This window comes from Psychromonas sp. KJ10-10, from assembly GCF_047323245.1.
Taxonomy (GTDB): Bacteria; Pseudomonadota; Gammaproteobacteria; order Enterobacterales; family Psychromonadaceae; genus Psychromonas.
On record NZ_CP178826.1, the window covers coordinates 296,674 to 316,128 of the forward strand.

Annotated in this window: 21 protein-coding genes and 2 pseudogenes; 11 read left to right on the forward strand and 12 right to left on the reverse strand. The window is 39.5% G+C overall.

The features are described 5' to 3' along the window. Window positions 1-303 precede the first annotated feature (303 nt). Window positions 304-1,131 (forward strand): metalloregulator ArsR/SmtB family transcription factor, encoded by an 828-nt coding sequence (locus ACLKMH_RS01695; protein ID WP_413700627.1) that lies wholly within the window; start codon window positions 304-306, stop codon window positions 1,129-1,131. A gap of 160 nt (window positions 1,132-1,291) precedes the next feature. On the opposite strand, the gene ACLKMH_RS01700 is transcribed toward ACLKMH_RS01695, so the two are convergent. From ACLKMH_RS01700 to ACLKMH_RS01740, 9 genes are all read right to left on the reverse strand, one after another. Then, a complete protein-coding gene (locus ACLKMH_RS01700; protein WP_413700628.1) occupies window positions 1,292-1,693 on the reverse strand; it encodes an IS6 family transposase in 402 nt (133 codons plus the stop codon). A gap of 409 nt (window positions 1,694-2,102) precedes the next feature. Next, a complete protein-coding gene (locus tag ACLKMH_RS01705; RefSeq protein WP_413700629.1) occupies window positions 2,103-2,633 on the reverse strand; it encodes a hypothetical protein in 531 nt (176 codons plus the stop codon). A 10-nt stretch (window positions 2,634-2,643) separates the two neighbouring features. Then, window positions 2,644-3,849: a hypothetical protein gene (locus ACLKMH_RS01710; RefSeq protein ID WP_413700630.1), complete on the reverse strand. Its 1,206-nt coding sequence runs from the start codon at window positions 3,847-3,849 to the stop codon at window positions 2,644-2,646. Then, window positions 3,846-5,636, reverse strand: coding sequence for an ABC transporter permease subunit (locus tag ACLKMH_RS01715; RefSeq protein WP_413700631.1), 1,791 nt, complete (start codon window positions 5,634-5,636; stop codon window positions 3,846-3,848). The genes ACLKMH_RS01710 and ACLKMH_RS01715 overlap by 4 nt, the downstream gene beginning before the upstream one ends. Window positions 5,637-5,677: 41 nt before the next feature. After that, window positions 5,678-6,808 carry an ABC transporter substrate-binding protein gene (locus tag ACLKMH_RS01720; RefSeq protein ID WP_413702230.1) on the reverse strand — a complete coding sequence of 377 codons (1,131 nt, stop codon included), beginning with the start codon at window positions 6,806-6,808 and terminating at the stop codon, window positions 5,678-5,680. Further along, window positions 6,772-7,206, reverse strand: coding sequence for an ABC transporter substrate-binding protein (locus tag ACLKMH_RS01725; RefSeq protein WP_413700632.1), 435 nt, complete (start codon window positions 7,204-7,206; stop codon window positions 6,772-6,774). Before ACLKMH_RS01725 ends, ACLKMH_RS01720 begins: the two co-directional genes overlap by 37 nt. Window positions 7,207-7,244: 38 nt before the next feature. Next, a complete protein-coding gene (locus tag ACLKMH_RS01730; protein ID WP_413700633.1) occupies window positions 7,245-8,096 on the reverse strand; it encodes an oligopeptide/dipeptide ABC transporter ATP-binding protein in 852 nt (283 codons plus the stop codon). Further along, complete coding sequence (locus tag ACLKMH_RS01735) at window positions 8,093-8,269, reverse strand: hypothetical protein (protein WP_413700634.1); 177 nt, start codon at window positions 8,267-8,269, stop codon at window positions 8,093-8,095. The genes ACLKMH_RS01730 and ACLKMH_RS01735 overlap by 4 nt, the downstream gene beginning before the upstream one ends. Beyond that, window positions 8,247-9,077, reverse strand: a complete 831-nt coding sequence (locus ACLKMH_RS01740; protein WP_413700635.1) for an ATP-binding cassette domain-containing protein — start codon at window positions 9,075-9,077, stop codon at window positions 8,247-8,249. The genes ACLKMH_RS01735 and ACLKMH_RS01740 overlap by 23 nt, the downstream gene beginning before the upstream one ends. A gap of 246 nt (window positions 9,078-9,323) precedes the next feature. On the opposite strand from ACLKMH_RS01740, the pseudogene ACLKMH_RS01745 reads away from it, so the two are divergent. The 10 genes and pseudogenes from ACLKMH_RS01745 to ACLKMH_RS01790 all read left to right on the forward strand — a co-directional run. Continuing rightward, window positions 9,324-9,731: pseudogene (locus ACLKMH_RS01745) on the forward strand (LysR family transcriptional regulator); the annotation flags it as partial. Window positions 9,732-9,744: 13 nt separating this feature from the next. Beyond that, window positions 9,745-10,155 carry a LysR substrate-binding domain-containing protein gene (locus ACLKMH_RS01750; RefSeq protein WP_413702231.1) on the forward strand — a complete coding sequence of 137 codons (411 nt, stop codon included), beginning with the start codon at window positions 9,745-9,747 and terminating at the stop codon, window positions 10,153-10,155. Window positions 10,156-10,338: 183 nt separating this feature from the next. After that, on the forward strand, window positions 10,339-10,749 hold the full coding sequence (locus tag ACLKMH_RS01755) for a 5-oxoproline transporter, DUF969 family subunit (RefSeq protein WP_413700636.1): 411 nt from the start codon (window positions 10,339-10,341) through the stop codon (window positions 10,747-10,749). Continuing rightward, on the forward strand, window positions 10,724-11,026 hold the full coding sequence (locus ACLKMH_RS01760) for a 5-oxoproline transporter, DUF969 family subunit (protein ID WP_413700637.1): 303 nt from the start codon (window positions 10,724-10,726) through the stop codon (window positions 11,024-11,026). Before ACLKMH_RS01755 ends, ACLKMH_RS01760 begins: the two co-directional genes overlap by 26 nt. Then, complete coding sequence (locus ACLKMH_RS01765) at window positions 11,026-11,931, forward strand: DUF979 domain-containing protein (RefSeq protein WP_413700638.1); 906 nt, start codon at window positions 11,026-11,028, stop codon at window positions 11,929-11,931. Before ACLKMH_RS01760 ends, ACLKMH_RS01765 begins: the two co-directional genes overlap by 1 nt. 8 nt (window positions 11,932-11,939) lie before the next feature. Beyond that, window positions 11,940-12,554 carry a pyroglutamyl-peptidase I gene (gene pcp, locus ACLKMH_RS01770; RefSeq protein WP_413700639.1) on the forward strand — a complete coding sequence of 205 codons (615 nt, stop codon included), beginning with the start codon at window positions 11,940-11,942 and terminating at the stop codon, window positions 12,552-12,554. Window positions 12,555-13,157: 603 nt separating this feature from the next. Then, entirely contained in the window at window positions 13,158-13,913 is a 756-nt protein-coding gene (locus tag ACLKMH_RS01775; RefSeq protein ID WP_413700640.1) for a 5-oxoprolinase subunit PxpA, read from the forward strand. Further along, window positions 13,904-14,104, forward strand: a complete 201-nt coding sequence (locus ACLKMH_RS01780) for a hypothetical protein (RefSeq protein WP_413700641.1) — start codon at window positions 13,904-13,906, stop codon at window positions 14,102-14,104. Before ACLKMH_RS01775 ends, ACLKMH_RS01780 begins: the two co-directional genes overlap by 10 nt. Before the next feature lie 41 nt (window positions 14,105-14,145). Further along, entirely contained in the window at window positions 14,146-14,586 is a 441-nt protein-coding gene (locus ACLKMH_RS01785) for a 5-oxoprolinase subunit B family protein (protein ID WP_413702232.1), read from the forward strand. Window positions 14,587-14,601: 15 nt separating this feature from the next. Further along, window positions 14,602-15,552: a biotin-dependent carboxyltransferase family protein gene (locus ACLKMH_RS01790; protein WP_413700642.1), complete on the forward strand. Its 951-nt coding sequence runs from the start codon at window positions 14,602-14,604 to the stop codon at window positions 15,550-15,552. A gap of 376 nt (window positions 15,553-15,928) precedes the next feature. On the opposite strand, the pseudogene ACLKMH_RS01795 reads toward ACLKMH_RS01790, so the two are convergent. The 3 genes and pseudogenes from ACLKMH_RS01795 to ACLKMH_RS01805 form a co-directional block, all read right to left on the reverse strand. Further along, a pseudogene (locus tag ACLKMH_RS01795) lies at window positions 15,929-16,363 on the reverse strand (IS6 family transposase). 332 nt (window positions 16,364-16,695) lie between these two features. Continuing rightward, complete coding sequence (locus ACLKMH_RS01800; protein ID WP_413700643.1) at window positions 16,696-18,813, reverse strand: glycosyltransferase; 2,118 nt, start codon at window positions 18,811-18,813, stop codon at window positions 16,696-16,698. After that, window positions 18,759-19,403 carry a PHP domain-containing protein gene (locus ACLKMH_RS01805; RefSeq protein WP_413700644.1) on the reverse strand — a complete coding sequence of 215 codons (645 nt, stop codon included), beginning with the start codon at window positions 19,401-19,403 and terminating at the stop codon, window positions 18,759-18,761. Before ACLKMH_RS01805 ends, ACLKMH_RS01800 begins: the two co-directional genes overlap by 55 nt. Window positions 19,404-19,455 lie beyond the last annotated feature (52 nt).

The following is a 19,455-nucleotide window of genomic DNA, read 5'->3' on the forward strand; positions in this document are numbered from 1 at the left end:
CAACTAACCCGCATCCATTCAGAAAAGGAGCGAGCACGGAATGCTCGGTAGTGTTTTGCCTGCATTAAAGAGTCGTTACACAATAACTTGCGCTAAAAATTGTTTTCAAAAATCCTTAAATGACGGTTGATTTTGAAAACAAAAGTGCAGTAGTTTTGAAGCCAATCCTAAATAACGTCGAAAACGAAACAGACTATTGACCACACCCTACTATGTTATGAATTAGTGTGCTATTTAACAAATAACTTTACATGTGATTTTTTGCATATACAATTATTCACATATATTTAACTGGGTAATATTATGAGCACTCTAAAAAAGCAAAAAGTTCTTTTTCTTTGTACAGGTAATTCGGCAAGGTCTCAATTAGCTGAGGCGTTACTAAGGCATAAAGCAGGTGAAAAGTTTGAAGTCTTTAGCGCAGGTACTCATCCTGAGGATGTCGATTTACGAGCGACTGAGGCATTAATTAAATTTGGGGTCGATGCTAAAGGGTTAGTCTCTAAAAATGTAAATATATTTGAAGGTCAAACATTTGATTACGTAATTACGCTTTGTGATAAAGCAAATAATGAATGTAGAAACTATCCAAATGCAGTGAAGCAACTCGCTTGGGATTTTACTGATCCTAAAACGCGTCCAGGTAACAATCCTTTCTCTACCACATTAAATGAATTAAATAACCGTTTATCTATGTTTCTTTTGGTAGAAGGAAAATCTATCAATTTAACTAACAGTGCCCCTACAAGTATTGATGAGGAACCCGCTCAACAATTGACTGATTTTACCCCGATCACTTTTTATAAAACTCTGACAGATGACATTCGATTAAAAACGTTAATGTTGACGCATTATCATGGCGAACTTTGTGTATGTGAGTTAATGGAAGCACTGAGAGAAGATAGTCAACCGAAGGTATCGCGAAACCTTGCTGTGTTAAAAAAGTATAAAATTATTACGGGCAGAAAACACGGGCAATGGGTATTTTATCGTATAAACCCAGAGCTACCTCAATGGGCTAAATCAGTGATTGCAGAAACTACAGAAAATAATGTCATGTTGATTCATAACGAACTTCTGGGCCTAGATAGTATGAAAAACAGACCTGATAAAGCGAATTTTTGTAAATAAATTATTTAAAGGAAATACTAATTGGAATTTTTGAGCATTATTTATCTATTTGGCTCGATTTAAGTATTTTGTTTGATGTGATCTTAGGTTTATAGCAGTATTGTCACTTACTTAATGAGATTGATTAAAAGCTATCCTTAATCTAAATTTTGAATAGAGCTTACCTGCATCTAAAAAAGAGCAATCTCGAAATGCTCGATAGTGATTTAAATTTCCGCATCTGTCGTTTTTGTTGTCGATTAGGCTGATGCGAAAGTTGACATCCATTATTTTCATACTGAACAGTTGAATGATTCACGTTTGGCATTAATACTTTTTTGCAGACAGAGTAACTTGCTAATTTATCCATCACAATCTTTAACGGCGTACCTCCCTGCCCTTTTAATAATCGTTTAAAGAAGCGCATCGCTACCGTCTTGTTCTTTCGTTTCTGAACTAAAATATCTATGTCATCACCATCTTGATCGACTGCTCGCCAAAGGTAATGTAATACGCCATTTATTTTGATAAAAACCTCATCCAAATACCATGTATCACCAAATTGACCTCGGCTCTTTTTCATCTGGTTACAATAGATATTTCCGTATTTCTTGCACCCCTAAGTTTCTAAATAAGCGGATCGCTTCATAGCTGACAACAATGCCTCTAGTCGCGAGCAGTTCTTCAATATTACGAAAGCTCAGTGTAAATCGATGATAAAGCCAAACTGCATGGCTGATAAAGTGGTTTTCTTTATTACCACTAATGGGCAGGATAACGATAACCTGCGTAGATATTAGAATTATTCATCTGCAGATTATCGCAAAACAGGTTGAGGTGTTGTTAACTTGACAGTCCCCCCGCTACCATTAATTATACTTTGTTCAGTTGTTAGCTCGGGCAGTGAGGCAAGGTGCAACTTGATGACCGACCCTAAGGAAAAACACCTCTAAACTATTGTTTTAAAATACAAAATTTTTAGATCCGCCTTTTTAAGGTACATTGAGCGCTTGATAAATATTGTATGCTTCCAATACCACCATTTTTTGAACAGTATGAGCAAACTGAAAGTGCTCCCCATAAAGTGTTTCATCCGGAAATTCGCTAATTAGTTGCAGTGGAACCATACTTTTGCTCACCTTAGTAATAATGCAAGGAATATTATTCAAAACCTTCAGGTCATTTTCCCCTACATGCATTGAAACCTGTTCCAGTTGACGTTTATTAAATGTACATAATTGAGGGATATTCGATAACCGCTTAGTGAGTTGACACAGTAGCTCCCGACCACAGGTTTGATAAATTTCATCATCAGCATAACGCAGGATCAAGAAAAAACCTTTTGGTAACGTCCACTTTTCAAAGCCTTTCGGAATATAACCAGAGAAAGGGCGTACCCATTCGTGAGAGGGGTACCCGTGCAGGTTGATATGTAATTTAATCTGCGAGCACGATAGTGCTTTGAGCCTTATCTCGTTCTCAAATGGTTGCTCAGAGGTGTGAGTGTCTAAGTCATTCCCCAATGCAGTATACCTAGCGACGATGATGCATATGAGTTGGGTTAGTCTGCGATAAGCGTAAAAAAGTTTCATAACCGTCAGGATTCTCTAAAGGAGAGATAACAAAATGGCTCTCGGAGTGTTCGGCTAACACTTTTGCGTGACGAAGCGCCCCAACTATCCCACTCAGTTCATTGGCATGTTGACCACCGCTGATCAAAACAGGTTGATCAGCACCTTGATGATAGACTGCTTGTACCGAGCGTCCTGCCACGGATAATGCACTTAATCTTTCTCCTTTAATATCACCAAGCTCTGATGAAATCTGTGAAGAAGAGAGTGGTTCTTGCGTTTTCTCTAGCACTTGCCTAGGCATCTCACGATTAGTTAAGATATAAGGATCCTGTCGCACGCAAATATCGTAATCGCCTATCTGACTGGTTATATCTGGAATAATCTGGCCAAAGCGAAAAGAGCGGTCATGGGGCGCTTTCCCCGCCTGGTACTTAAACCACTCCTGAATAGTAAAGTAGAAGTCTTCGTGTAGCGCTTCACTCAAGCTGATATGTTCGTGGGCATAAGGGAGCTTTTCATCGAACATTGGCCCTTTAACCTTGATGTTTAGCTCCTCAAATGACTCACAAGGCCAGGAGTTCAGGCTAATTGCTTGCATCACTGTATCAAAAACCTGTTCGTAGTCAGTGTTGATACGTTGGTCAACGAAACGATTACCCTGTGGGTCTTCAATTCTAATCCAACCAGTCGGAGACAGATACCTTTCATAGGTTGCGCTTTTTTTCACAGCACTTGGCGCTAATACATTGCGGGTGATTTTCTCTCCCGTTTGTAATATGGCTTCAATTTCATAGGTAAGTGAACGAGATCTGTTTGCAACAAAGCTAATTTTCTCTGACCCAAGCATACCTCCAAGCGGATAGGCTTCAAGCGCGAATCGGTTTGGTGGACAGTGGTCGTTCACTGGATATTTAACCTCTAAGCGCACTAGATTGGTATGTTCAATATCTAACTCTTCCATAAGAGTATTTAACAGAGGCTTATAAGCACTTCTTACTTTGGCTATAATGCCTAAATTAAGCAGTTGCTTCTCTGCTTTCATGCGCGTATTACGGTCATTAAATACCCAGATCTCGACCCTATGATGTTTATATTTTGGCTGACCGTATTTTTTAACAAGCTCAGGCAAGGTTGCTTTGATTGTTGTCGTAAGAACTGGATTCATCGAGACGTTCTTCCAGTTGGATCAAGCGTGTCACGAAGCCAATCACCCAGTAGGTTCATTCCCAAAACGGTCAACAGTATCGCTACTCCAGGAAACAGGGTTACCCACCAAGCCGTCTGTATATAAGTTCTCCCATTTGCCAGCATGCCTCCCCAACTTGGTGTGAGAGGGTCAACACCAAGGCCTAAAAAGGTCAGACTACTTTCGAGTAAAATATTATTCGCAACGTTTAACGTCATCAATACAATTACAGGACCAATCAGGTTTGGCAACAAATGACGAAAGAGAATATTAAAGTGGCTAACACCAATCGCCTGAGCCGACTGAATATACTCCCGATCACGCAGAGAAAGCACAGAACTACGCACTAAGCGAGCATATTGTACCCATTGCGAAACAATAAGTAGTACTATCATATTGGTAAGCCCACCACCGACAATGGCAATAAAAGTGATTGCCAGCAGGATAAATGGCAGAGCAAGTTGCACATCAGCAAAACGCATTACGAATATATCCCAGAATCCTCGAAAATACCCCGATATAAGCCCCATGAAAACGCCTAAAATGACCGCGCCAAACACCGAAAGAAAGCCAACCTGTAAGGATACAGCACCGCCTGCAACTACGCGGGCTAAGACATCTCTACCAAGGGGATCGGTACCCAGTAGATGTGCTGAATTGCTAAAAGGTTCGATAAGCCTAGCGGTAAGATTGACCTTATCAGCTAAACCGTCAAAGATAACATCTGAACTCAAGACTAGGACACACATGGTCGCAGTTAGGGTAAAACCTAAAACAAATTCCAAGTTTTTGAATAAAGAATAATCTCTCTTAAATATTACTGTCACGTTTAACATATTCTCTACTCCGTTTCTGATACGTGGGTCGATAAGCCCGTAGGCAATATCAACAAGCAGGTTGACACCAACGATGAGCATGGAAAGGATCGTAATTACTGCTTGTAACACCGGGTAGTCACGCGCACTGACAGCTTCAAACGCCAGTGTGCCTAAACCCGGCCAGTTAAAGATACGCTCTATGATGACAATCCCACCCAACAGTCCACCAAATTGCAGTCCAAAATATGTGATGAGTGGAATAGCGCAGTTTCTCAGGGCATGTTTGTACAGCACCTTGTTTTCACTTAATCCCTTTGCACGGGCAACCATAATGTATTGAGCTTGCAACGTTTCCAGCATCGAAGTGCGTACTAGCCGAACATTAGTCGCAGTTAGGATGATAGCCATGGTAACTGCAGGCAAAATGAAACTACTCCAATCAGACATGCCACTTGGAGGTAGCCATTGAAGGTTGATTGAAAAAAGGAGAACCAGCATCAATGCAAGCCAAAAGTTGGGGAATGACAAGCCGATCAAAGAAAAAATTCGGATGGCCTGATCTATCCATGTATTACGCTTAATTGCGGCTTGAATCCCCAGAGGAATAGAGATTAGAATAGACACAATCATTACTGAAAAAGCAAGAAAAAGAGTGGCTGGAAGCGAAATACCAATCAATTGAGAGACTGGAGTTCCGCCCATAAAACTTTTCCCAAAATCTCCGCTGAACAAGCCTTGTATAAATTCAATATACTGCACGGTAAAAGACTTATTAATGCCTAATGCTTCGCGGATATTAACCAGATCCGCTTCTGAAATACTACCAGCCCCCTGCGTCAGCATTAATGCAGGATCACCTGTTAAGCGAATGGCAAAAGCCACAATTAAGGTGACCGAGAAAAGTACAAAGATAGCTTGTAATAAGCGTTTAATTAAAAAGTTAGCCATAGGTGAAATCCTTTTATATGGAGACTTACTAATGCAGTCGATTACTCGACAGTCACTTCATTAAACAACAAACGGTTATCCGCCGCAGGAGTGAAGTTCTTAACTTTTTTAGAAACGCCATAAATTGCGTTCAGACTATACAGTGGCATTTCCAGGGCATGGTCAACTGTGTATTTTGCGATAGATTTCAGTATCACTTCACGCTCTGCCTGATCACTGATAGAACGTTGCTTTTCCAGTAAAGCATCTAGTTCTGGAACATTGTCATATGGGTTCCACTTCTCACCACTGTGATACATGAAATAAGCCGTATTATCATAATCTAGAGTCCAGCCACCCCACCCCTGTTGGAACATCTCGCCCGTTTTGCCGGCCGGAACAATATCGTTAATCATGATGTTTGTTTCGTACAGCTTAATAGATGCATTTAAACCTATCATCTGCAGATAACTCGCTACCGCCTGTGAGACTTCATTAAAGGTGGCGTTATTACCACGAATATCGATTTGTACTTTCGAACCAGCTGTGATTCCCGCCTCTTTCAGCAATTGTTTCGCTTTTGCAGGGTCATATGGAAGAGGTTTCAGATCTGGATCATTACCAAAAGAGATACGGCTTTGGAAACTGCTGATTGGCTCTGCCTGTCCAGCAAGAATTGCCTCGATGATGGTTTGCCTATCAACACCATATATTATCGCTTTACGTACACGTTCATCTGCTGTGATACCATCTTTGGTGTTAAACCTAAGTGCATAAACGGATGGACTGGTCGTGGATTTAATCTCCAATGACTTGTCTTTATCTATAGTTGGAATCATAGAAATGGGGATAGTTGGCGGAACAACTATATCGACTCGACCTGACTGTAGCTCAGCAACAGCAGTAGAAGGTTCTGTAATAAAGCGATAGTTGAGTGTGTCTAATTTAGCTACGCCTCGCCAGTGGTTATCAAAAGGTTTCAGCTCAACACTTACTTTTGGTTGGTAAGAAACCAATTTAAATGCACCTGTCCCAACAGGATGAGCATTAAAGTACTCTTCCCCTTTCTCTGCAATATATTTAGGCGGTACGATCATCGCCCCATAACCAGATAACTTAGTAAGTAGAACCGGATCAGCCTGATGAAGGTGGAAGTCTACTGTGTAAGTATCAATAATTTCGATGTGCTTGATCGCAGTGTAATTAGAACGTTGAGGTCCTTTTTTCCCTCTTCACCCAACAAACGTTCAAAAGTGTATTTCACCGCTTCAGCGTTAAACGGTTCACCGTTATGGAAGGTCACCCCTTCACGTAGTACAAATCGAACACGTTTACCTGCATCCAACACTTCCCAATTAGTTGCAAGACCAGGCTTAAGTTGAAGGTCTGTATCACGGTAAGTCAAACCATCAAAAATATTGGTGGCAACGGAGGACCATGCAAGCAAATAAGTGTCGATTGGATCCCAGCTACCAGGATCCTGTGGTGAAGCAACATTTAATGTCGCCGCTGTCGCTGTTGAGGCGATAGATATTGATGCGGCTAATAGAAAAGGTTTCAAAAACCTTTTATGCGTATTGTATTTTGTCATGATTGTATTCTCCATTTACATCTGTGTCGGTTTATTACTTACTGGCCTTGAGCTATCCAGTGTCCTGTTTGAAATTCTCGATATATTAATGTTTCAGGTTCATTGCCCACTTCTCGTACTGGACTCGGAACCTCGCCGGTTATCTGGCAGTGATTACGTACCCGTGTTGGATCTGCGATTGGGACAGCACTCAATAGTTTTTGGGTATAAGAGTGTTGAGGCGATTCTAGAACCTGTTGTCGGCTACCGATTTCAACAATCTGTCCCAGATAAAGGACAGCGACACGGTGACTCATCTTTTCAACCACCGCCATATCGTGACTAATAAACAGTAGCGCGATCCCTTGTTCTTCCTGTAGCTCCATCAACAGATTAATAATCTGTGCTTGAATGGTGACGTCTAAGGCTGAAAGTGCTTCATCGGCAATAATTAACTTTGGATTGCAAGCTAATGCTCGGGCAATACATATCCGCTGTCGTTGACCACCGGAAAACTCGTGCGGATAACGACTCGCATGCTCGGCATTTAGTCCGACCCGTTCAAGCGACTCTGATACACGTTGCTTGATCTCTGAGGAATGATGCATAATTTTATGTGTTCGAATCGGCTCGGCGATCGAAAAGCCAACCGTTTTTCTAGGATCTAAAGAGGCAAAGGGATCTTGGAAAATGTATTGAATATCTCTTTTAAGTGCTTTTTTGCGCGCTTTGGTCAGCCTACGTAGTGAGCGCCCCTCAAAGTGTATATCGCCTTCAGTTAGTGCTTGCAACTGCTGGATACTGCGACCAATGGTTGATTTTCCTGAACCAGATTCTCCAACTAATGCCAGTGTTTCACCCGGATAGATGCTAAAATTGACTTTTTCTACAGCATGAATGCGATGAGTCACCCCTTCAAAAAACGTTTATTAATATCAAAACGAACAATGATATCTTCTACTGTGAGAAGAGGATAAACGTCATACTTTGCTGTGTTCTGAGTTTTCTCTTCACCAACAACTTTTGGTTTATCGCCTTCCATCATAGTGACGGGGAATCGTTTAGGATACTGCTCCCTCTTCATCTCCCCTAATCTCGGAATAGCAACGAAGGAGAGTTTGTGTATATGGATGTTGAGGATTCTTAAAGAGTGAGTGTACTGTGCCCTCTTCAACCTTTTTACCTTTCCACATAACCACCACATCATCTGCAATCTCTGCCACTACACCCATATCATGAGTGATAAAGATAATAGCCATACCCAGCTCTTTCTGTAAGTCAGAAATAATGGCCAATATTTGTGCTTGAATGGTAACATCCAATGCCGTTGTTGGCTCATCTGCAATCAGTAGTTTTGGTCGACACGCCAGTGCCATGGCAATCATCACACGTTGTCGCATTCCACCGGATAATTGGTGTGGATAACGCTTCAGCATCTGTTCGGCATTTGGTAATCGAACCATCTCTAACAGTTGTTGACTGTCTTTTAATGCTTCAGCCTTATTCTTTCCTTCATGTAACTGGATTACCTCACAGATCTGTTCTCCAATAGTGAAAACTGGATTCAAAGATGTCATTGGCTCCTGAAAGATCATTGCAATATCATTGCCTCGGATATGGCGCATATCCTGCTGAGAAATAGCTAATAGATCAGATGTGCCTGCCTCAGTGTTGAAAAGAATTCGTCCACTAGAATACGTTGCACCCGCTATATCCGCTAACCTCATAATAGACTGAGAAGTTACAGATTTTCCGGAGCCAGATTCGCCAACAATGGCCAATGTACGCCCAGGCATTACATTAAAATCGAGGTTTTCAACAACCCTTGATTGTCCAAAATTTACTGACAGGTTTTCCACTGTCAAAATCGGAGAAATGCTGTGTTCTATCATGAATCATCCTTGTCATAGTTTGATTTATTCCAATAGTTTACTATAGCGTCAGAACAACTCTTTCCCGCTTGCTAGTTATGTAAATTTTTTAGCTCCTTTCATCATCCATGATTTAAGCATGAGATCTACTTATAATCTTGCATCATGCATAAACAAATATTATACTTAGAGCATGAAATTTAGACAAATTGAAGCATTTCGCTACATCATGTTGCGTGGTACAACAGCTGCAGTACTGCTACTGAAATGCATGTAACACAACCCGCCATCAGTCGCCTAATTAAAGATATGGAGAGTTCTTTGGGTTTTCTGCTATTTGAACGCAGAGGAAACAGACTTAACCCCACCCTTGAAGCCATTGAATTTTTTAAATCGGTTGAAGAAAGTTTCCTTGGACTTGAGAAACTCGAATCTGCGGCTAAAAAAATACGCAATCGAGAGCCAAAAGAGATTACAATCGCCAGTACTTCAGCTGTAGCAAGCTCAATACTGCCTTTAGCGGTGAAAGAACATATAAAATACTACCCCAATGAACGCTTCTCTATTTACACCAATTCGGTATCTGAAATCGTGGCCAAATTACAGGCAAACACAATTGACTTAGCCGTTGGGCTTATGGTTCCTGATCTGCCAGGTATAAAGCAAGAAATAATCGGCTATGCTCGATATGTGTTTGCGAGCACCTTATGTCCACCCACTAGCGTTAAAAGAAGTTGTTTGTCTAGAAGATCTTGCAGGAGAATCTGTGCTTACAGTAGTGGATTCCAGCTCCAATTATTGGAGCAAATTGAATCAGGCGCTTGAATCGATCCAACCAACGCTAACCCAGCATATATCCATAGATACCTCCCACACGGCTTACTCTATGGTAGCAACCGGACTTGCCGTTGGCGTTCTGGAGCCTTTTGCGACAAAAGTGTGGGAAGAAAGCAGCGTGATTACTAGACCCTTTGAGCCAGCTATAAGTTATCCTTATGGACTGGCATATCCTACCAACACAAGACACCGCAACTCTTTGAATAAATTTACTGAATCATTGAAGTTAGCCGCAACAAAGATGCCTGAATTCAGCCGATAAATTTCTGAACGTAACCTTTTCTTCAATTTAGAGATCATGTTCTAGCAACCCAATGAATAACATTTGGTTATCCTTAATAACCTATTATAAGTGGATGTTATATATAAATAGAAGGATGATGTATATACACACATTTTAGCTGAGGGTTAAATACTCTCAGTAGATCACATTAAGGAGTTAAAAATGATCGACTTATGGCCAATGATCGGCGTAGTCATTATCACAATTGGTTTCGCTTGTAGGTTAAACACGCTACTAGTTATATTAGTTGCTGGATTTGCAACTGGGCTTGTAGCAAAACTAAATATAATTGAAATCTTATCCATACTCGGTTCATCCTTCACCAAAAATCGTTATATGTCGCTGTTTATCCTTGTATTACCTATGATTGGACTGTTAGAGAGTTATGGTCTGAGAGAGCGAGCAGAAGCACTAATTTCATCCATGAAACAAGCTACTGTTACTAAAATTACACTCAGTTACCTCATACTAAGAAAAGTCACCGTCGCGATTGGCCTTAATTTGGGTGGACACCCTTCAATGATAAGACCACTCGTAGCCCCTATGGTTGAATCAGCAAGCAACAAAGGATGATCAATCGCTTTCAGAGTCTAAGCGTATGAGAATCAGAGCGCTTTCTGCAATTAGTGAAAATTTCGGAAACTTTTTTAGTCAATTGATATTTATTGGAAGTGGTGGCTTATTACTAATTAAAGGCGTGCTAGGCGACAGCGGATATCCACTTGAAATAAGCGATATGTATATCTGGGCATTACCAACAGCTATTGCTTCAATCATCATTTTCTCACTGTTTGTGAATTTAGAAATGAAGCGTATCCATTCAAGTAAATCAAAGCCGGAGGATAAATAATGTTAGAGTATATATATCAAGCTGTTGGTTTATTGATTATCGTTTTTTCGGTTCAAACCTTTCTGGATAAAAGCAATAGTAAGCGTATTGGTACAGGGCTGTTTTGGCTTATTTATGGCTCTTCACTCTGTTTGGGTAAAGTCCTACCGGACTGGCTGGTAGGTATCATGATCATCGTTCTAACTCTGCTGGTAACTTTTAAATTGATGGGTAGTAGTAACAATCGTCAATTTGATGTGAAGCTACGCAGAGAAAGCTCAGAAAAACTAAAAAACAAGTTATTTTTACCAGCACTTGTTATCCCGATTATTACTATTTTTTGGTCTAAATTTACTGGTACTAGCACCTTGATAGGACTAGGAATCAGTTTCTTTATTGCTTTATTAATCGCATTGTTTATCACTAAGGGAAAAGCAAGCCAAAGCGTTAACGAAGGCCGTCGTCTGATTGACTCTATCGGCTGGGCAGTTATCTTACCCCAGTTTCTTGTCGCACTAGGCTACCTATTTGGTGAAGCAGGTGTTGGAGAAACCGTGTCACAAATTGTTAAAGAAATGGTTCCGCAAAATAATACCTTTGCGTATGTTTTATGTTACACCTTTGGTATGGCTCTGTTTACCGTTATTATGGGTAATGCATTTGCGGCCTTTGCAGTAATCACTACAGGCATTGCGATTCCACTGCTCATTGTTGAGCAGTCAGGCAATCCAGCGATCATAGGTGTGATAGGTATGCTTTCCGGTTATTGCGGAACATTGATGACACCAATGGCGAGAAATTTCAATATTGTTCCAGCGACTTTGTTAGAGTTGAAAAACAAGTATCAGATAATCCATATGCAGCTATTACCAGCATTTTGTATGTTGAGTATTAATACCTGTCTTATCTACTTTTTAGCCTTCTGAGAAGCCCTATGAAAAAAATATTAATTACAGGCTTTGAACCATTTGCTAATGCAAAAGTAAATCCGGCATTGGAAGCTATACGCCTACTGGAATCATATGGATTTATAAATGCTAAGATTGTTACCTGCGCTGTTCCTGTGGTTCATCAGAAAGCTATTGATGTCGTGATTGAGGCGATAAAAAAACAAAAGCCTGACTATGTTATGACCGTTGGTCAAGCTGGAGGGCGAACCGCAATTACGCCTGAGCGTATCGCCATAAATATGGATGATTTCAGGATCCCAGATAATGAGGGAAATCAGATTATTGATAAACCCGTTGTTGCTGAGGGGCCCGATGCCTATTTTTCTACTTTACCTATTAAAGCGATGGTGAAAGCGATTCAAGAGAAAGGTATACCAGCCTATGTTTCTGATAGTGCAGGAACCTATGTTTGTAATCATCTGTTTTATGGCATACAGCATTTCCTTCATAACCAAGGAATACCGCACGGCTTTGTACACATACCTTTATTGGCAGAGCAAGCTATTGAGGAAAATAAGCCTTGCCTATCATTGGACTTGATTGTGCAAGGACTCGCATCAGCTACTCAAGCGATCATAGATTACGATAGAAACAGTTAACACTTACCAATCTATTCGCTCATACATATTAGCATGAAGGTTTAAATTTGAAATAAGAACCGCTTTGGCGTTCTTCTCTGTTTACCTTTTAGCTTATTTATGAGCGTCATAATGCTAATTTATTTGTAATTACTCAAGCCGTTGCTATTTAAGCCTATTTATGAGGTACATCCGTTTACTTCATCGCTACGCGATTAGCTAAAGCTATTCAAATATGTTCCAGACATATTTGTCATCGTTGGAAAATGCTCACAAATTCATCGGTAATGAATTTGAACATCCGAAGGCTGGCCCGTAGGGCGAAGCACAGGACGTACGGTTAAACCACTAAACTGTGTTTTTCCGCCTTGAACTAAGCATAAATAGCTTATCCCTGAGCATTTACATCCTAATTTTATTACAAATTTCTTGTTTTTGAAGGAGTGCAAAATAGATACAATTATTTTTTCTATTAATTACATCATTGCTCGTATTATGAATTATCAAGCAATGTGAAAAACCTATAACAAGGCGTTAACAGGCAAAATTAATTCGTACCCTTTCAGGGGTTTATGCGCAAGCTTCTAAGAGTAGCAAGTTCTCTATAAAAATAAGGAAAGTTCAATGCTAATTAATTGTGATATGGGTGAAAGTTATGGCATTTGGGAAATCGGCCAAGATAAAAAGATAATGCCTTTTATTGATATGGCTAACATTGCTTGCGGTATGCACGCATCCGATCCCGGTGTGATGTTAAAGACTGTGCGATATGCAAAAGAGCACGGTGTTCAAATTGGTGCTCACCCTGGTTATCCGGATTTACAAGGTTTTGGACGACGCTTTATAGAAATGCCTACTGAAGAGCTTAAAGCCTATGTTATTTATCAATTAGGTGCTTTAAGTGGCATCTGTCAAAGTGAAGATGTTGCCATCAGTTATGTCAAACCACATGGTGCACTTTATAACGCGATGATGAAAAGCGACGATATTTATATTTCGTTATTAGAGGCCATTGCGAGTTATGATATCAATTTGCCTTTAATGATAATGGCGGTGCCCGATCATCTTCATTACACCACTTTAGCTGAGCAGTATGGTGTTAAATTAATATTCGAAGCCTTTGTTGACCGTAGCTATCTTGCAAATGGGCGTTTGACCCCGAGAAGTCAACCTGGTGCACTTCATGACGATTTAGAGGTTATTTGTACGCAAGCAATGAAGCTTATTTCTGACTATTCTATAACCAGTATTGAAGGCACAGAAGTGAAGATTAAAGCAGATACTTTATGTATTCATGGAGATGGAAAACTAGCCGCTGATATTGCAAAAAACTTAAGAATGAGAATCATTGAATACACAGAGTCAAGAATATGCAAGTGAAGTTAGTTAACGAGAATAGCCTTATCATCTATTTTGCTGAATCAGTCAGTATAGAAACAGCTGATTTTATTAACTATGCTTACCTGCGATTAAATCAAGAGTTAGCTGAAGTGATTGAAAGTATAATCCCTTCTTATACTTCTATTTTATTGACTTGTAATTCACGAAAAATTGGATTGCGACTCTTTTAAGGCTCGTTAAGAGCGTACTGAATAATTTAGATTCAAGCAATATCGCTGACTTTAAACCCAAGCAAATTGAACTACCTGTTTATTATGGAGAGGAAGTTGCCTTAGATCATGATGCGTTATCGCAACATACTGGATTAGCATTTTCAGAAATAATAAAACTTCATACTAGTGAATGTTACCGCGTTTTCGCCATTGGCTTTGCACCAGGTTTTGCTTTTTTAGGCAATATTCCCACACAAATAGCAATGCCACGTAAGAAAAATCCAAGAACGACAGTACCAAAAGGCAGTGTTGCTATTGCAGATAGACAAACGGCTGTTTACCCCAACGAATCTCCGGGTGGTTGGCAAATTATTGGGCGAACTCCAATTAATTTACTTGATATTACAACAGCAAGTCTTAGTAAATTTTCAATGGGTGACCAAGTTAAATTTAAAGCAATTAATAAACAAGCATTTCTAGCCATGGGCGGAATACTTTAAAGGTGATGAGCAACGATGACATTACAAATTACACAAGCAGGTACATTAAGTTTAATACAAGATCTTGGACGTTTTGGTTATCAAGATGTGGGGGTCACATCAGGTGGGCCAATGGATAAGCACGCTTTTTATTGGGCAAATCGATTATTAGATAACCCGCCAAATGCTTCACAAATTGAAATCACAATGGGCCCTTTCCGTGCAGTATTTGAAAAAAGCACCACTTTTTCAATTTGTGGTGCAGAAGTCGCCGCAAAACTAAACAATCAAATCATCAGTAATTGGCACTCATGGGTAGCAAAATCCGGCGATATTTTAACCTTAAGTTATTCTAAAAAAGGATTGCGTACCTATTTTGCAATTGCCGGTGGTTTTGACATACCTAAAACATTAGGAAGCACGAGTACCGTCGTCAGAGACGGGTTTGGTGGAGTAACGCAACAAGGTGAAAAATTACGTGATGGCGATATATTAACTTATCAACCTAATGTTATTGGATATTATCGTAGTGTATTAAAACAATTTATCCCAGATTACGCAGATACCCTTCAAATAGGTGTGTTGCCAACTTATCAATTTGATAAATTTGATAAAGAAGCGATAAATACTTTTTTCAGCCAAGTTTATACAGTAAGCCCTTTAATTGACAGAATGGGCTATCGACTTAACGGTGCGACTATTAATTTTCCTCAACAACATTTCATTTCTGAAGGTATTGTACCGGGCTCCATTCAAATCCCAGCAAACGGTCAACCAATCGTCTTAATGCGAGACAGACAAACGATTGGTGGCTACCCGAAAATCGGTTGCGTATGTAATAGAGATCTCAACTTACTTGCACAAGCGACTCCTGATACTAAGGTACAGTTTTTTTACAAGATCTTTTCGAAGCTGAAGCAGAACTCCAACAAGAACAGCAATATTTTTTTAGCATATAATGTCATTTGGTATTGTCAAGTTATGTAACTAACCTCAGTTCTGGTTAATGAAAGCGTAACTTATATTAATATCAAACACTTAAACTCAATAAGAATACAGTAACGTTAGTTTTGTGTAGTTCAAGGCAAATTATCGTAACAATAACTGGTTATTGGTAGATGATTTAACGCTGAAATCCCCGAAAATAGCGGCGCTGTATCGCTTTGCTTATCCAGAATTGAGGTTAACTAGGATGACTAAAGGCTATAAAGTTAGCCCTAATCTAAATTTTGGACACAACTAACCCGCATCCATTCAGAAAATGAGCGATCACGGAATGCTCGGTAGTGTTTCGCTTGCATTAAGGAGTCGTTACACAATAACTTGCGCTAAAAATTGTTTTCAAAAAGCCTAAAATGACTGACTATTTTGAAAACAAAAGCGCAAGTAATTTTGAAGTCGATCTTAAATGACGACCAAAACGAAACAGATTATTTACCACCCCATGATAACTTAAAAACCGTTGAGCTTGCCCCTGTGATTTATATTTCCGCATCTGTCGTTCTTGTTGGCGAGTAGGCTGATGCGAAAGTTCACATCCATTATTTTCATACTGAACAGTTGAGTGCTCTACACTTGATATTAATTCTTTTTTGCAAAGAGAGTAACTTGCTAGTTTATCCGTCACAATCTTTAACGGCATACCTCCTTGCCCTTATAATAATCGTTTAAAGAAGCACATTGCTTCCGTCTTATTCTTTCGTTTCTGAACCAAAATATCTATTTCGTCACCATCTTGATCGACTGCTCGCCAAAAGTAATGTAATACGCCATTTATTTTGATAAAAACCTCATCCAAATACCAGATATTACCAAGTTGACCTCGATTCTTTTTAATCTGGTTACAATAGAGAGCACCATATTTTTACCCCCTTCAGTCTCTAAATAAGCGGATCGTTTAATAACTAACAACAACTCCGCTAGTAGCGAGCAATTCTTAGATATAACGAAAGCTGAGCGTAAAACGATGATAAAGCCAAACGGTATGACTGATAAAGTGGTTTTCTTTATTACCACTAATGGGCAGGATAACGATAACCTGCGTAGTTATTAGAATTATTCATCTGCATATTGTAAGCGCGAACCATCAGTCAAAAGTTGCCACTCTTTTTTACTTAATGCGACTCATTATTAAGCAACCGTTTTATGTTTGGGGTATGAGAGTGGCGCATCAAGCCCTAAATCAGCTAAAAACTGGTCCATTATTGGCTCTGCTTGATATTCATTTGCTCGTTGTACTGCTTGTTGGCGCATCTTTTTCCGTTTGCTTGGATTAGCGAAAAACTCTACAACTTTATCTGCCATCGTAGCTATATCTTCCACTAAATAACCATTCACGTTATGTTGAATAATATCTTTCGGACCTTTGCAATCGTAAGCCAAGGTTGGCATGCCGTGTACAAAGGCTTCAAGAATCACATTACCAAAAGTATCGAAACGAGAGGGGAAGATAAATAAGTCTAATCCGAGATATAACGATGCTAATTGCTCCTTACTCTGCCAACCCAGTAAAATCGCATCTGGCATTGCTTGCTGTAATTTTTCAGTGGCAGGACCAGATCCCGCAATAACAATTTTAAGATCAGGTAAACGCTGTTTAGCTAGCTCAATAATTTTAGGAAGATCAAATAAGCCTTTTTCTTCGCTGATGCGGCAGGCAATAAAGATCATGGGAGTATTATTGGTCGCGCCTGCAATAAGTGATGTTTTGTCGATTGCTTTTATTTGCTGATTACGAGGCCGCATATGGTGCGCAGTTAATAAGACCTTCTCTGTTGGTAGTTTCATTTGATAGCCCGTTAACCATGCTTTATGCTCTTGGTTGAGCACAAAAATGCCATCATAACGATTGTACAATGCGCGCATTAGACGTCTGACTCGGTCACGTTCGTATTGATTAAGATCTGTGTTGTGTTTAATGAAGTCGATCCAATCCGTATGCATAAAAAAGAAGTTTGGCACATTAAACATCTGCTGTAGGAACATAGAGACTATTGTCATTGGACCTTCCGTTGAGCAGACAATCCGATCATAACCTCCTTCATAGAAGATACGTGCAATTTCCATGATGTCAGGGATACGGATAGTTTGTTCGCCATAACGTTCTATATTAAATTCAGAAATAGGTTTGACTACATGCAAATGAGACGCTGACTGTGCTTCGCTATGGCAAATTAAAAAGTCGATCGGCAAATTAGATTGTTGGATTTCATTTAACTTACCGGATAATGACGTTGAGACTCCATTTTTGTCTAACAGGGTATCGGTCAAGAATAAAGCGCGTTTGGTATGTTGATTTTTACCTAACTTTTTCGCAAATTGATTTAATAAATGGCGATTTTCATATAAAACACGTGTTGATGCTAAGCTTGAACCAGCAAGAATTAAACTTATTAATAAAGGGAAAGATAAGTTATCAAGAGCCTTACTCATATTAATGTTGCTCATATTGTCCTTATGTTTTCCATTCCCTAAAAACAGAGCGGTTAGTTGACTTGGAATTTCTAATTTACGTGTTAGCTCTTCTGCCGAAAAGCCATCCAATAATATGTCTTTATTATTTTCAATCGCATTTCGAATACGCTTTGCAATTAATAAGTTAAGGTGGGTGAATAACTCATTCATCGTATTGTTGACTATTGTTGGGAAAGCTTCTGGGTTGTTGCGCTTTGCATCTGCAATTTTTTCTAGTTGATGGATGCAAAATTTGTAGTCTTTTGATACTTGCCATTTTAATAATTTATTTGGCTTTTTACCCTGTAATGCATCGTGAACAAAAGAAAAGAACTTCATTGTTTTTTTGTTTTTTTGCATTTCTAACATCACATTACTGATCGCAAAGCGACTTATTTTGTCCCATGCAGAACCGCGGTGTAATAAAATACGTAATAAACCCGGATCTTTGATTTTTATCGCGACTTGTGCAAAATAATCTAATAATGAAATATTCAATTTCTGATTTTCACCTACTTGGCCAAAAGGAGCCATGTTTCCTAATTTTATGGCTTCTAATGCTAGCGCCGAAGGTTGTTCTATTTTTAATCTCTCTTGTAAATTAGGCACGTATAACCATGATCCACATTGACCAGCAAAAATGCCAGTATGATCATCTGTTCCACCCGTGAAAACTTTAGGTTTGTTTGGGTCTACACCAAAGTCAGCGGGATTAAGACCGTGGCGTAGTGCATATTGTTTTATTTTTTGGGGGTTAAGCTTTGCATCCAATTCAAAGTAAGAACACTTTGCCACAAATCACGTTGTCCATTGAGTATTTCAAACCGATAAAACATAACTGCGAGTTTTTCAAATAACGACAGATCAATTTTTTCATTTTTGGTATAAAAGTAGAGAGGGTGTGGCAATATGACAGGAATATCTTGCTCCGTGGTATAACGTAAAAAATCATACACATCTTGGCGTTTCTGATTTAAGACCTCTTCTTGTTCGCGTGTAAACCCGTAAGCTAACACATGAATAAATAGTTCATACTCAGGAAAGTAACAAGTAAACTCAGCACCCACTAACGCATCAGTCCCTTTGTCGACTAGGTTCCAACATGATCTTGCATTATTATGGTTAGTAATAGTGACCACTGAACAACCTGTCGCTTGTAATGTTTTTACCAGCTTTTGTGTTTTTAGCCAGGTTTCGGGTAAACGTAAAATACGGCCCCATAATTCATCGGGCACATCACTATTATGGTCATGGCAATGCAAATCAATTTTTAAACAATTTTCTGGATCAAAACGCGTTGATTGTTGATTAAGGAATTGCTTAAACTCAAGGTCAAGCGATTCGCGAAAATTTGGCTGTTGCTTACTTTGAAGGTAGTTTGACAATTTCAGTTCACCTTATTTAGTTTGATTGACTGCATTCATTGAAAACTGCTTT

What these genes read in the sequence shown, in the direction of transcription:
- ACLKMH_RS01715 (WP_413700631.1), bottom strand. Translation starts at nt 5,636, where the DNA reads ATGGCTAACTTTTTAATTAAACGCTTATTACAAGCTATCTTTGTACTT.
- ACLKMH_RS01735 (WP_413700634.1), bottom strand. Translation starts at nt 8,269, where the DNA reads ATGAAGAGGGAGCAGTATCCTAAACGATTCCCCGTCACTATGATGGAA.
- ACLKMH_RS01710 (WP_413700630.1), bottom strand. Translation starts at nt 3,849, where the DNA reads ATGAATCCAGTTCTTACGACAACAATCAAAGCAACCTTGCCTGAGCTT.
- ACLKMH_RS01765 (WP_413700638.1), top strand. Translation starts at nt 11,026, where the DNA reads ATGTTAGAGTATATATATCAAGCTGTTGGTTTATTGATTATCGTTTTT.
- ACLKMH_RS01790 (WP_413700642.1), top strand. Translation starts at nt 14,602, where the DNA reads ATGACATTACAAATTACACAAGCAGGTACATTAAGTTTAATACAAGAT.
- ACLKMH_RS01740 (WP_413700635.1), bottom strand. Translation starts at nt 9,077, where the DNA reads ATGATAGAACACAGCATTTCTCCGATTTTGACAGTGGAAAACCTGTCA.
- ACLKMH_RS01695 (WP_413700627.1), top strand. Translation starts at nt 304, where the DNA reads ATGAGCACTCTAAAAAAGCAAAAAGTTCTTTTTCTTTGTACAGGTAAT.
- ACLKMH_RS01775 (WP_413700640.1), top strand. Translation starts at nt 13,158, where the DNA reads ATGCTAATTAATTGTGATATGGGTGAAAGTTATGGCATTTGGGAAATC.
- pcp (WP_413700639.1), top strand. Translation starts at nt 11,940, where the DNA reads ATGAAAAAAATATTAATTACAGGCTTTGAACCATTTGCTAATGCAAAA.
- ACLKMH_RS01700 (WP_413700628.1), bottom strand. Translation starts at nt 1,693, where the DNA reads ATGAAAAAGAGCCGAGGTCAATTTGGTGATACATGGTATTTGGATGAG.
- ACLKMH_RS01755 (WP_413700636.1), top strand. Translation starts at nt 10,339, where the DNA reads ATGATCGACTTATGGCCAATGATCGGCGTAGTCATTATCACAATTGGT.
- ACLKMH_RS01725 (WP_413700632.1), bottom strand. Translation starts at nt 7,206, where the DNA reads ATGACAAAATACAATACGCATAAAAGGTTTTTGAAACCTTTTCTATTA.
- ACLKMH_RS01780 (WP_413700641.1), top strand. Translation starts at nt 13,904, where the DNA reads ATGCAAGTGAAGTTAGTTAACGAGAATAGCCTTATCATCTATTTTGCT.
- ACLKMH_RS01750 (WP_413702231.1), top strand. Translation starts at nt 9,745, where the DNA reads ATGTGTTTGCGAGCACCTTATGTCCACCCACTAGCGTTAAAAGAAGTT.